Raw genomic sequence first — 11992 nt, 5'->3', positions numbered from 1 at the left:
GTTTTTGTCTTCACGATTTCTTCTCCGCTTTCGGGACGACAGGCTTGTCGCCATCTGCAGAAACCTTTGCCCGCTCGACAAACACTTCCAGCGTGAACTCGGACAGCCGGCGCTTGTTTGCCTCAACCGCCTTGATCTCCAAGAGCTGCGGCCGCTCGAAAATTGGAGATGCGTCCAAGTTTCGCATCAAAGTAGAGACACGTGCGTTAGATTGGGTCACGCCATTTAGCGTAATCTTCATTCCGGTCTGCTTCAGCGCCTTGCAGTCTTTATCCAACTTGGCACACCCGAGGTAGACTCCGTCCGGGACGAGGCGTGCGAGTTCGTTAAAGATATGCACCGTTTCGGCCCGGTGGCTTTGGAGAAGTTCAATGACCTGTTTGCGAGAAAGCAACGCCTGCGTCTGCTCCCTCAATCTCTGAATCTCGGCGATATCCTTGTCAAGTTTAGCGATCTCGCTCTTCAGAAAATCATTATCTGCTTGTTGCGCTTCAATTCGTGCCTGATTAAACGAGTGCACAAGCAAGGCGAGAACAGCGCCGACAACGACAACCGCCACTGCAAAAGCATAGAACTGCTGACGCCGAAGCTTGCGGGCTTCCTCACGGTGCGGCAGGAGGTTGATTCTGATCATTCGTCAAACCTCCGAAGAGCGAGGCCACAAGCGACCATCAGTGCCGGGGCATCTGCCGAGAGTGTCTTCGGGCGGATTCGCTGGGCGAGGGCCATGCCGGAGAATGGATTGGCAATCGTCGTCGGGATCTGGGTGCGTGCGGCCACCACCTGATCGAGCCCCGGGATGACGGCGCAGCCGCCGGCGAGGATGACGTGGTCAACCTGGTTAAAGGTCGTCGAGGTGAAGAAGAACTGCAGTGCGCGAGAGACTTCGAGCGCGAGGCTATCCATGAAGGGACGCAGCAACTCCACTTCGTAGTTCTCGGGCAGGCTGCCGGTACGCTTGGCAGACTCGGCTTCGTCGGCATTCATGCCGTACTGGCGGGCAATGTCTTGCGACAATTGGTTACCGCCGAAAGCCTGCTCACGTGTATAGAGTTGCTGCTCGTTTCTGAATACCGTGGTCTTGAGCATGTTTGCGCCGGCATCGACCAGCGCAACAATGCGGTTTTTTCCGCCTTCAGGCAGTTGTGCGCGAATGAGGTCAAGTGCGCTCTGCGAGGCGAAGGATTCGACGTCCATCACCAGCGGCTTCAGGCCAGCGGCTTCGGCGACTGCCACGCGGTCCTCGACCTTTTCCTTGCGTGATGCCGCAATCAGCACTTCAACCTCTTCTTCACCGCCTGGCGCCGGACCAAGGACCTGAAAGTCGAGATTGACCTCTTCGATCGCAAAGGGAATGTATTGATTTGCTTCGGACTCGACCTGAACTTCCATGTCGGTCTCGCGCAGACCGGCGGGCAGGATGATCTTCTTCGTGATCACCGCGCCAGCAGGCAAGGCCATTCCAACGTTCCGGGTGGTGGTCGACATCCGCTTCCACGCTCGTCGTACTGCATCGGCAACAACGTCGAGCTGGGCGATATTGCCATCGCTCACCGCATCGCGAGGCAGAGGCTCGATTGCGTAGCGTTCCAGGCGCCTTTGGCGGCCATTTACGTCGGACAACTCGACCAGCTTGACGGCGGACGATGAGATGTCCAGACCAATCAGCGGGCGCGCTTTTCCGGCGAAGATCGAAGAGAAGTCGATCACGGGAAAATTCCCTTTTCAATCAACAAATTAGGCACAATTGCCACAATTTACTTGAAATCCTAGCAGCATCTTTCAGCGTATGTAAAGACAAAAGTATGAATTAGGAATGTTCGACGGGCCGCAGGCCTTGGCTCGCCTATAATCCGGCATCCCATCCCACCCTCCGATCCATGCGCATCGCAACCTACATATTCGCGATTTTTGTCGGACTGCTGCTTCTCGCCGCGGCCACCGTCGGCCTTGCCGTCGCCTTCGCATGGCCCAAGCTGCCAACACTGGAAGTGTTGACCGACTACCGGCCCCGCATCCCGCTCCGCGTCTTCACCGCCGACGGCCAATTGATTGGCGAATTCGGCGAGGAACGCCGGACCTTCGCCAAGATCCAGGAAGTGCCGGCGTACATGAAGAACGCGATCCTCGCGGCAGAGGACGACCGCTTCTACGAGCATGGCGGCATCGACGTTGCCGGCTTTGCCCGCGCCGCAGTGGCAAACCTGACCTCGGGCGGCAAGCGTCAGGGTGCCAGCACGATCACGATGCAGGTCGCGCGCAACTTCTTTCTGACACGGGAAAAGAGCTACAGCCGCAAGCTCTACGAGATCCTGCTGTCGATCAAGATCGAAAAGAACCTCAGCAAGGACCAGATCCTCGAGCTGTACTTCAACCAGATCTACCTCGGCCAACGCGCTTACGGCTTCGCGGCGGCTGCCCAGATCTACTACGGCAAAAGTCTTGCGCAATTGAATGTTGCCGAGGCCGCAATGCTGGCAGGCCTGCCCAAGGCGCCCTCCGCCTACAACCCGATCAGCAATCCGACGCGCGCGACCCAGCGCCAGCACTACGTGTTGCGCCGGATGCGGGAGCTCAACTACATCGACGCAGCGCAATACGAACAGGCACTGAAGACGCCGCTGAAGGTCGTTCGCGGCGGCGCGGAAAGTTATCCGGTGCACGGCGAATACGTCGCCGAAATGGCGCGTCAGATGGCCGTCGAGCAGTTCAAGGACGCCGCCTACACGGCCGGCATCCGGGTGATCACGACGATCAAGGCTTCCGACCAGGAGGCTGCCTACAACTCGCTGCGGCGCGGCCTGCTCGATTACGAGCGCCGCCACGCCTACCGCGGCGCCGAAGCATACGTGGATATGTCGGCTGTTCGTTCCGACACGGACGAACAACTAGACGTGCTGCTGGAGGATTTCCCCGATAACGGCGAGATGGTGCCGGCGATCCTGCTTGAGGCAAACGCAAAGCGTATCCGCGCCTATCGTCGAGGTGGCGAGGTCATGGAGTTCACCGGCCCTGCGCTGAGGTTCGTGTCGCCGATGCTGGCAGACAACGCGGCGCCGGCAAAGCGCCTGCGGCGCGGTGCGGTGGTGCGGGTCGCCGAGGGCGCCAAGGGTTGGGAAATTGTCCAGGTGCCAGAAGTCGAAGGCGCCTTCGTCGCGGTCGAACCCGCAACCGGCGCCGTACGCGCACTCGCGGGCGGCTTCGATTTCAACCGCAACAAGTTCAACCATGTGACGCAAGCCTGGCGCCAGCCTGGGTCGAGCTTCAAGCCCTTCATCTACTCCGCGGCGCTGGAGAAGGGCTATAGCCCGAGCAGCGTCGTCGACGATGCACCGCTGTCGTTCTCCTCGGGCCAGACAGGTAGCCAGGCCTGGGAGCCGAAGAACTACGACGGCAAGTACGACGGTCCAATGTCGATCCGTACCGCGCTGGCGAAGTCGAAGAACATGGTGTCGATCCGCCTGCTCAACTCGATCGGGCCGCAATATGCGCAGGACTACGCCGCCCGCTTCGGCTTCGACCCGGAGAAGCATCCAGCGTATCTGACGATGGCGCTCGGCGCCGGGTCGGTAACGCCGTGGCAAATGGCGCAGGCTTACTCGGTGTTTGCAAATGGCGGCTATCGGGTGCAGCCGTTCATCGTCAAGGAGATGCAGGACAGTCAGGGCCGCGTGCTGGCGCGTACGCAGACCACCAGCGCGGGCGATGGCGCGCCACGCGTGATCGACCCGCGCAACGCCTGGATGATGGACAGCATGATGAAGGATGTCGTGCGCCGCGGCACCGCCACCAAGGCGCTCGCGCTCAAACGTGGCGACCTCGCGGGCAAGACCGGTACGACCAACGAGTATGTCGACGCATGGTTTTGCGGCTACCAGCCGACCCTCGTCGGCATCACATGGATCGGCTACGACACACCGCGCAAGCTGGGCTCCGGCGAGACGGGCGGCGCCGCAGCGTTGCCCGTATGGATCAACTTCATGGCCAAGGCGCTGCAAGGCGTGCCGGAAAAGTTCCTGGAGATGCCGCACGGCTTGCTGACAATTACCACCGCTGACGGGAAGGAAGATTTCGTCTACGAAGAACGGCTTGGTACCCCGCCACCGGAGACGGAAATGCCCGCCGATGGCGAAGCCCCTGCGCAGCAGAGCGCACCAGCGCCTGCGCCGGCCCCGGTTGTTCCGGCGCAGCCAACACCGACGCCGGTGGTTCGGCCGCCACAGCCGCACAACGAAGTTACCGGCTGAACCCCAGTCCGGTGAGTTGATCGAGGCGCGCCAGATCCAAGTGCGCCTCGATTGCATCCGCCAGCCGATCCAGCGCGGTCTCGCGCAACAAACCAATCGGCGGCACCTCGGCCACAGCAAGGCCCGCCCATGCAAGCAGGGCGCGGCATGCGTCCGGCTCATCGAAGATGCCGTGCACATAGGTGCCCGCGACACAGCCATCCTCGCTCAGCGCGCCATCTGGCCAGCCTTCGTCCAGTCGGCACAGCGGGCGTTCCAACGCGGAGCCGGATGATTCCCCGGCGTGGATCTCGTAGCCGCTGAGGCGCTCGCCGCCTCGACAGAGCCGACCTGTTACGCGGCGCAGCTGTTTGTCAGGTCGCAACTCTGTGCGCATCGAAAATAGGCCGAGCCCTTCTGTATCGCCCGCGTCGCCTTCGAGCCCGAGCGGATCGCTTACCCACTCGCCCAACATCTGAAATCCGCCGCAGATACCCAGCAGTTTGCCGCCGTAGCGCAAATGGCGGCGGATGGCCGTATCCCAGCCCTGCGCTCGCAACCAGGCGAGATCGGCCCGCGAGTTCTTGCTGCCGGGCAGAATGATCAGATCGGCGGGCGGCAATGTTCGTCCGCCCGGCACGAATTCTAGTTCCACGCCTGGCGTCGCGCGCAGCGGGTCGAAGTCAGTGTGGTTCGAGATTCTTGGCAAGGCCGGCACGACGATGCGAAACGCCGCGTCGCTGCGCAGCTGGGGTGTCGGCAATGCGTCCTCGGCGTCAAGCGTCAGGCCCTGCAGATAGGGCAGCACCCCCAAGACCGGTCGGCCTGTTCGCTGCTTCAACCAATCCAGCCCGGGCTTGAGCAAGGCGATGTCGCCGCGGAAGCGGTTGATGACAAAGCCGATCACGCGCGCCTGTTCGCTCGGCGCCAGCAGATCAAGCGTGCCGACCAGATGGGCAAAGACCCCGCCGCGGTCGATGTCGGCGACGATAATGACCGGGCAATCCGCGGCCTCGGCGAAGCCCATGTTCGCAATGTCGCCTTCGCGCAGATTGATCTCGGCCGGGCTGCCCGCGCCCTCCACGACGATTGCCTCGTACTGTGCACCGAGGCGTTGCCAGGAATCGAGCACCGCTTCGCGCAGCGCCGGCTTCAGCGCGTGATAGGCCTGAGCGGCGTAGTTGCCGCGCACCTGCCCCTGCACGATGACCTGGGCGCCGATATCCGTCGTCGGCTTCAGCAGCACCGGGTTCATATCGCTATGCGGCGCGATGCGACAGGCCGCCGCCTGCAAGGCCTGGGCGCGCCCGATCTCACCGCCATCGGTCGTCACGGCGGCGTTCAGCGCCATGTTCTGCGGCTTGAAGGGCGCCACGCGCACGCCGCGGCGCACCAGCACGCGGCACAGGCCGGCCACCAGCGTGCTCTTGCCCGCGTCCGAGGTGGTGCCCTGCACCATCAGGCTCGCAGCACGCGGGCGCACCAGCAGCCCCTTGCTCACGCCGGGCGGACCAGCGCGATCGTCTCCCCCGCCTGCGCGCTCGCAAGCCGGTTCAGTGCAGCCCAGAGCTCCACGCCATCGCGGGTGCCGATCCACTGCCCGGCATCGGGGCGGAAGTGAAAACCGCCCAGCTTCGCCGCCACCCAGATTTCACGCGCCGCGCTGTGGCGATTGATGATCATCTGGCTGCCGTCATCGAACTCGACCTGCAACACGCCCCCCGGCTGCACCTCGACATCGATACCGACCGCATCGAAGGCACGTTCGATGCGGTCAAGCTCCTGTTCCGCCAAAGGGTTGAACTGCGTTTCGTCCATCATCGTTCCTGTCTGCTAGCATCCGGCCCAGCCGGACGATACTGCTTTGATTGGCGCACAGCGGGCCGGCATCAACACCGCGCCGCCCTATGGAACCCGCATGCCTTACCGACTGCCCCGCGCCCTGCTTTGTTCCACCGCTCTGCTTCTCGCGGCCTGCGGAATCAAGGGGCCGCTGTATCTTCCTGCACCGGTCGCACAGCCGGCACCGCCCCCTGCAACGCAGTCTGCGCCCGCGCAACCGGCCGCGGATGGTAGCAAAAGCCCTGCAGCCGTAACGCCCTGACACCACCGCGGGCGCGCACGCCGCACGCCCTGCAGTGTTGCCACACTGCCGACGGCAGGCACGCGCGGCCTCGATAGTCCCGCCGCGTTTGCGTCGCATCAAGGCCCCCTCGCACTGGCAATGCAACAGTCTGCGCCTTTGCCTTCAGGGAACACGCCGATGTCGACGATCCAGCACGCCTTCAAACCGCTCGTTCTGCGCGGCAAGCAACTCCTGCCGATCGTGCAGGGCGGTATGGGCGTCGGCGTGTCGGCCCATCGCCTCGCGGGCGCGGTTGCGGCTCTCGGCGGCGTTGGCACGATCGCCAGCGTCGACCTGCGCCGCATGCACCCGGATCTCGAAGAAGCGACCGCGCGCTGCCGCGACAAGGCCGCGATCGAGGCTGCCAACCTCACCGCGCTCGACCGCGAAATCGCCGCGGCGCGAGAACTCGCCAAAGGCATGGGCGTCGTTGCGGTGAACGTGATGCGCGCAGTAAGCCAGTATGCCGAGCTCGTGCGCCAGGCCTGCCGCAGCGGTGCCGACGCGATCGTGATGGGCGCAGGCCTGCCGCTCGATCTGCCCGACCTGACGGCAGACCACCCGGATATCGCGCTGATCCCGATCCTGTCAGACGCACGTGGCGTGAGCGTGGTGCTCAAGCGCTGGATGAAGAAGAACCGCCTGCCCGATGCGATCGTGCTGGAGCACCCGGGCTGGGCCGGTGGCCACCTTGGCGCACCCAACGTGGCAGGTACCGCCGATCAGCGTTTCGACTTCGAAAAAGTCGTGCCGGAGTGTCTCGAAGCGATCCGCGGCCTTGGCCTCGCGTCGGAACAGATCCCGCTGATTCCGGCCGGCGGCATCGACACGCACGACAAGGTGCGTCGCATGATGGCACTGGGCAGCTCGGCGGTGCAGGTGGGCACCGCGTTTGCCGTGACCGCCGAAGGCGACGCCGCCGACGAGTTCAAGCAGGTGCTGATGGGCGCCCGGGCGGAGGACATCGTCGAATTCACAAGCTGTGCGGGCCTGCCGGCACGCGCTGTCGCAACGCCCTGGCTCAGCAACTATCTCAAGCGCGAAGAGAAGCTGCAAAGCGCGGCGGCGCGCGAAGATGGCGGCGAGCGCCAATGCACGCTGAAGTGGGATTGCCTGCTGCAGTGCGGCCTGCGCGACAAGCTCGCGAAGTTCGGACAGTTCTGTATCGACAACCAGCTCGCGCACGCGGTGAAGGGCGACATCGCCAAGGGCCTGTTCTTCCGCGGCAAAGGCACGCTGCCCTTCGGCACCGAGATGCGTTCGGTGCGCGAACTGGTCGAATACCTGCTCGCCGATCGCCGCCCGCTGGCGGTCTGAGGCCAAGCCCTCACAAAAAGCCGGCGCGAAGCCGGCTTTTTGCTATCTGCCGCCGCGCTTCAGGTCGCGTAGAAGTAGCGGACGAGGTGAAAGTAGATCGGTGCTGCGAAGGCCACCGGCGCCACGCGATCCAGCATGCCGCCGTGGCCAACGATCGAATGCCCCCAGTAGCGCACACCGCGGTCGCGCTTGATGGCCGTCATCACCAAGCTGCCGAGGAAACCCATCCAGGTTGCCGCAAGCGCAATACCAAAGGCCGCCCACACACCGAAGGGCGTGATCCACGCCAGCAGCGCCCCGAGCAGCGCGGCACCGAAACCGCCCAGCACCAGGCCTTCCCAAGTCCGGGTGAGCGAAACACCGGGCGCGGCCGGCGTACGCCCGAGGCGCGCCGAGAAGAACTTCTGCAACACGTCACCGCTCTGCACCACGAGCACCAGGAAGGCGATCAGCAGCAGGTTGCGTCCGGCATAACCGTTGATGCGAAGCCCCAGCAGTTGCGGCACGTTGGAGAGGCAGTAGACGCAGATCATCAGCCCCCACTGCACGTTGGCCGCGCGATCCATGAAACGTTTGGCGTCGCCACGCAGCGCCGAAATGATCGGTAGGAACAGGAAGGCAAAGACCGGCACCCAGAGTTCGGTGAAGGTCAGCCAGCCATGCCACACGCCAAGGTAGTGCAGCGGCAGCACGAGGAAGAAGGCCGCCAGCAGCGTCCAGTGGTCGCCCAGGCGCGTCGGAGACAGCGTGATGAACTCGCGCAGCGTGCCGAACGACGCAAAGGCAAACAGCAGCGCCACCCCCTTTCGACCGGCGAGGAAGGCGACGCCGATCCACGCGACCATGATCCACCAGCCGCGCACGCGCGCGACGTAGCTCTCGATCACGCCAACGCGGCGCCCCCGCACGCGGCGGCGTAGATAACGGCCGAACAGCGTGGCGAGGATCAGTACCAGGAAAACGCCAGCGAACAACAGCGCGGTGGTGGTGCGTGGCCCGAGCGTGGGGCCGGTCCACGGCGGTACCGGCAACTTGGAGGGGTCGAAAGGCATCATTCGAGCGGTTCCTCGCCCTTCGGCGCCCAGGACTGCAGCACGCTGCGCGCCCGGTGCAGGAAGTCGTCGCGATCTTCGTCCTGCGCAAGCGCGATCGGTTCGCCAAAACCGACGGTGCAGATCAACGGCACCGGCAGGATCTGGCCCTTGGGCAGCACGCGGTTGAGGTTGGCGAGCCACACCGGCACCAGCTCGACCTTCGGATGGCTCTCGGCGAGATGGAACAGCCCGCCCTTGAAGGGCAGCAGTTCGTCGCCGAGATTGCGCGTGCCCTCGGGAAAGATGATCAGCGAATCGCCCGCGTCGAGCGCCGCCCGCATCACCTCCAGCGGGTCACCGCCGCCGGTGCGGGCGCGATCCACCAGCACAGCACGGAACACTTGGTGGATCAGGAAGCGGCGCACGGCCGACTTCTCCCAGTAGTCGGAGCCGGCCACCGGGCGCGTGCGGCGACGCAACGACTTGGGCAGGCTCGCCCAGATCAGCACGAAGTCGACATGGCTGGAGTGATTGGCGAAATAGATGCGCTGGACCGGTGCGGGCGCACAGCCCAGCCAACGGGCCTGCACACCGGTGAGCATGCGGGCGAACCCGCAGATCATCCAGGCAACGAAAGATGCAAGAGACATCAGCAGTACGGCATTTTGGAAGGCGCGAATGGTGTACCGCGCGGGTATTTAGTGCAAGCAGCCAGATCAAATCGGGTTCTTGCCGCGAAACGGGCCGAACGTGCCGCTTTCTGTCACGATCCAGTCAAGCGGCAGGTCGTGCGGCTCGGGCCGGATGCTCGCGACGCGCCCAAGTTCAAAGCCCACACCGACGGCAAGCGGCGCGGGGTGGCGCACAGCCAGGGTGCGATCAAAGAAACCGCCGCCGTAGCCCAGGCGGTAGCCTGCATCATCGAAGGCATTCAGCGGCACCAGCACGAGGTCCGGATCCACCGCCTCGCGCTGCGCCGGCACCGGTATGCCGAACGCGTCGTCCATCAGCGCCATCCCCGGCCGCCACAGCACAAACATGAGTGGCGCATCCGCCGCCAGCACCACCGGCAGCGCCGCCAGCCGCTCCCGGCCTTGCGCCAGCCAATCCCCAACGAAGGCGACGAGGTCTGGCTCGCCGCGGTAGGGCCAGCAGAAACCAATGCTGCGCGGCGCAAGGCGACTCAGCAACGGACTCAGCTGCGCGCACAACTGCACCGTCAGATGCTGCCGTTCGGCGGCACCGAGCGCTTCCCGCACGGCGATCGCGCGGCGCCGCATTTCCTGCCGCAAAGCCTTGTCCGGCGCGGCTTCCGGCACGGTGGAGGGGGACGACAAAGTGCTATCCTTCATGAATGATCCGTATCCGCTCGGCACGCGGCAACTTGCCAGCGATGCCGCTGTCGCAGCACAGAGGCGATCGGGTCGGTGCCGTACCGTCGCCGAGAGTGCGGCCTTGAGGAGTTTAGGGAATGAAGCAGGTATTGTGCGTGGCGCTCGCGATTGGTGCCCTGTCTCTGGGTGCTGGTGCCCACGCAGCCGGCGGCGAGGAGCGCTTCCTGGCCGCCCGCGAAGCCGCCCGCAACGGCGACCTCGCGCGGATAAACCAGCTTGCGGCACAACGTGGTGGTGATCCGCTAGACGCCTATATCGACTATTGGGCCTTGTCGATCCGCCTTGCTCGCAAGGACGATGCAGACGCCGACCTGGCCAGCTTCACCGCACGGGAAGAAGGCACCCTGCTCGCCGAGCGCGCGCGTGGCGACTGGATTCGCGCCGCGGCACGCGCACAGCGCTGGGACGTGGTGATGCGCGAAGGTGCGATGCTGCGTCAGCCCGAACAAGAGATGAGCTGCTGGGTGCTGCAGGCCCGCTTCAACACCGGTGACCCGCAAGCGCTGAAGGATGCCGAACCGCTGTGGGACAGCACAGCCGAACCGGGCGAAGCCTGCACCCCGGTGATCGCGGCGCTGAGCGCCAGCAAGTCTGACGACGCCCACTGGCAGCGCGCCCGCCGCCTGGTCGATGCTCGGCGCTACGGCGCCGCCCGCGCCACGCTGGAAGCGTTGCCGGGCAATGCCGTGTCTGGCAACGCGGTGGCGGAAGCGCTCGACAATCCGCTGCGCTGGCTCGCAAAGAATCCGAACCCCAGCACCCGTGCGCAACGCGAGATCACCGTGCTGGCGCTGTCGCGCCGCGCGCCGACCGACGACCGCGGCGCCGCCGCACGGGTCGAAGCGCTCGGCACTGCGCTGGCGCCGGGCGACCGCGCCTGGCTCTCCGGCGTATTGGGCTGGCAGGCCGCGCGCGGCAACCAGCCGGAAGCGCTGGCCTGGTATCGCGCCGCGGGCAGCGCACCGCTGTCGGAAGAATCGCGCGCGTGGCAGGTACGCGCCGCGTTGCGTGGTCGCGCCTGGGGTGAAGTGCGCCGCGCGGTTGAGGCGATGACGCCGGCGCAACGCAGCCAGCCGGAATGGACCTACTGGTACGGCCGTGCGCTGATCGAAACCAACCGCGCCGCACAGGGGCGCGAAGAACTCGAACGTATTGCCGGCGCGCCGACCTTCTACGGCATGCTGGCGGGGGAAGAGCTGGGCCGCCCGTTTGTCGCACCGAAGGGTGCCAAACCGCCAACGCGCGCCGAAATCGCGCGCGTCGAATCCGATGTGTCGGTGCGGCGTGCGTTGGCGCTGTTCCGTCTGGAAGGGCGGCTGGACGGCGTGCGCGAGTGGAACTGGGCGATGCGCGCCGCAGACGATCGCTTTCTGCTGGCAGCGGCCGAAATCGCGCGCCGCGAGCAGCTCTACGACCGTGCAATCTACAGCGCCGAACGCACGCAGACCGAGCACGACTTCGGCATGCGCTACCTGGTGCCGTACTACGACAAGGTGGAGCCGGCGAGCCGGCGCTGGGGGCTCGATGTGTACTGGGTCTACGGCCTGATGCGGCAGGAAAGCCGCTTCGTCACCGCAGCGCGTTCGTCGGTCGGCGCGCAGGGGCTGATGCAGGTGATGCCGGGCACGGCGAGCTACGTCGCGAAGAAGATCGGCATGCCCTACACCAAGGGCCAGGTGATCGACCTCGATACCAACGTGATGCTCGGCACCGCATACTTGAAGATGGTGCTGGACCGGCTCGACGGCCATCCGGCGCTCGCGTCGGCGGCCTACAACGCCGGCCCCGGAAGGATTCCGCGCTGGAAGGCGGCCGAGCCGCTCGAGGGCGCGGTATTTGCCGAGACGATCCCGATCTCGGAGACGCGCGACTATGTGAAGAAGGTGCTCGCCAACA

11 protein-coding genes are annotated in these 11992 nt (G+C 64.9%); 4 read left to right on the top strand and 7 right to left on the bottom strand.

The features are described from left to right. Positions 1 to 10: 10 nt before the first annotated feature. Positions 11 to 634, bottom strand: a complete 624-nt coding sequence (locus tag ACE3P0_RS17015; RefSeq protein WP_374403919.1) for a PilN domain-containing protein — start codon at positions 632 to 634, stop codon at positions 11 to 13. Beyond that, positions 631 to 1710 carry a pilus assembly protein PilM gene (locus tag ACE3P0_RS17010; protein WP_374403918.1) on the bottom strand — a complete coding sequence of 360 codons (1080 nt, stop codon included), beginning with the start codon at positions 1708 to 1710 and terminating at the stop codon, positions 631 to 633. Before ACE3P0_RS17010 ends, ACE3P0_RS17015 begins: the two co-directional genes overlap by 4 nt. A gap of 170 nt (positions 1711 to 1880) precedes the next feature. Here ACE3P0_RS17010 and ACE3P0_RS17005 point away from each other — a divergent pair, with 170 nt between their 5' ends. Continuing rightward, on the top strand, positions 1881 to 4247 hold the full coding sequence (locus ACE3P0_RS17005) for a penicillin-binding protein 1A (RefSeq protein WP_374403917.1): 2367 nt from the start codon (positions 1881 to 1883) through the stop codon (positions 4245 to 4247). Here ACE3P0_RS17005 and ACE3P0_RS17000 read toward each other — a convergent pair. Both ACE3P0_RS17000 and cyaY read right to left on the bottom strand, forming a co-directional pair. After that, the gene (locus ACE3P0_RS17000; RefSeq protein WP_374403952.1) at positions 4237 to 5685 is read right to left on the bottom strand and encodes a cobyric acid synthase; all 1449 of its coding nucleotides are present in this window, start codon (positions 5683 to 5685) and stop codon (positions 4237 to 4239) included. The genes ACE3P0_RS17005 and ACE3P0_RS17000 overlap by 11 nt on opposite strands. Positions 5686 to 5723: 38 nt before the next feature. Continuing rightward, positions 5724 to 6044, bottom strand: a complete 321-nt coding sequence (gene cyaY / locus ACE3P0_RS16995; RefSeq protein ID WP_374403951.1) for an iron donor protein CyaY — start codon at positions 6042 to 6044, stop codon at positions 5724 to 5726. Positions 6045 to 6144: 100 nt separating this feature from the next. On the opposite strand from cyaY, the gene ACE3P0_RS16990 reads away from it, so the two are divergent. Both ACE3P0_RS16990 and ACE3P0_RS16985 read left to right on the top strand, forming a co-directional pair. Further along, positions 6145 to 6330, top strand: a complete 186-nt coding sequence (locus ACE3P0_RS16990; protein ID WP_374403916.1) for a lipoprotein — start codon at positions 6145 to 6147, stop codon at positions 6328 to 6330. 159 nt (positions 6331 to 6489) lie between these two features. Continuing rightward, positions 6490 to 7668, top strand: coding sequence for an NAD(P)H-dependent flavin oxidoreductase (locus ACE3P0_RS16985; RefSeq protein ID WP_374403915.1), 1179 nt, complete (start codon positions 6490 to 6492; stop codon positions 7666 to 7668). 59 nt (positions 7669 to 7727) lie between these two features. On the opposite strand, the gene ACE3P0_RS16980 is transcribed toward ACE3P0_RS16985, so the two are convergent. The 3 genes from ACE3P0_RS16980 to ACE3P0_RS16970 all read right to left on the bottom strand — a co-directional run bounded on the left by ACE3P0_RS16980 (position 7728) and on the right by ACE3P0_RS16970 (position 10054). Continuing rightward, the gene (locus ACE3P0_RS16980; protein WP_374403914.1) at positions 7728 to 8723 is read right to left on the bottom strand and encodes a phosphatidate cytidylyltransferase; all 996 of its coding nucleotides are present in this window, start codon (positions 8721 to 8723) and stop codon (positions 7728 to 7730) included. Continuing rightward, a complete protein-coding gene (locus ACE3P0_RS16975) occupies positions 8720 to 9352 on the bottom strand; it encodes a lysophospholipid acyltransferase family protein (protein ID WP_374403913.1) in 633 nt (210 codons plus the stop codon). Before ACE3P0_RS16975 ends, ACE3P0_RS16980 begins: the two co-directional genes overlap by 4 nt. Positions 9353 to 9418: 66 nt before the next feature. After that, positions 9419 to 10054 carry a 5-formyltetrahydrofolate cyclo-ligase gene (locus ACE3P0_RS16970; protein ID WP_374403912.1) on the bottom strand — a complete coding sequence of 212 codons (636 nt, stop codon included), beginning with the start codon at positions 10052 to 10054 and terminating at the stop codon, positions 9419 to 9421. Positions 10055 to 10173: 119 nt separating this feature from the next. Here ACE3P0_RS16970 and ACE3P0_RS16965 point away from each other — a divergent pair. Continuing rightward, on the top strand, positions 10174 to 11992 hold a 1819-nt coding region (locus ACE3P0_RS16965), incomplete at its 3' end, for a transglycosylase SLT domain-containing protein (RefSeq protein ID WP_374403911.1).

The organism is Niveibacterium sp. (genome assembly GCF_041909475.1).
Classification (GTDB): Bacteria; Pseudomonadota; Gammaproteobacteria; order Burkholderiales; family Rhodocyclaceae; genus Niveibacterium.
This window is presented reverse-complemented; position numbering and strand designations above follow the sequence as displayed.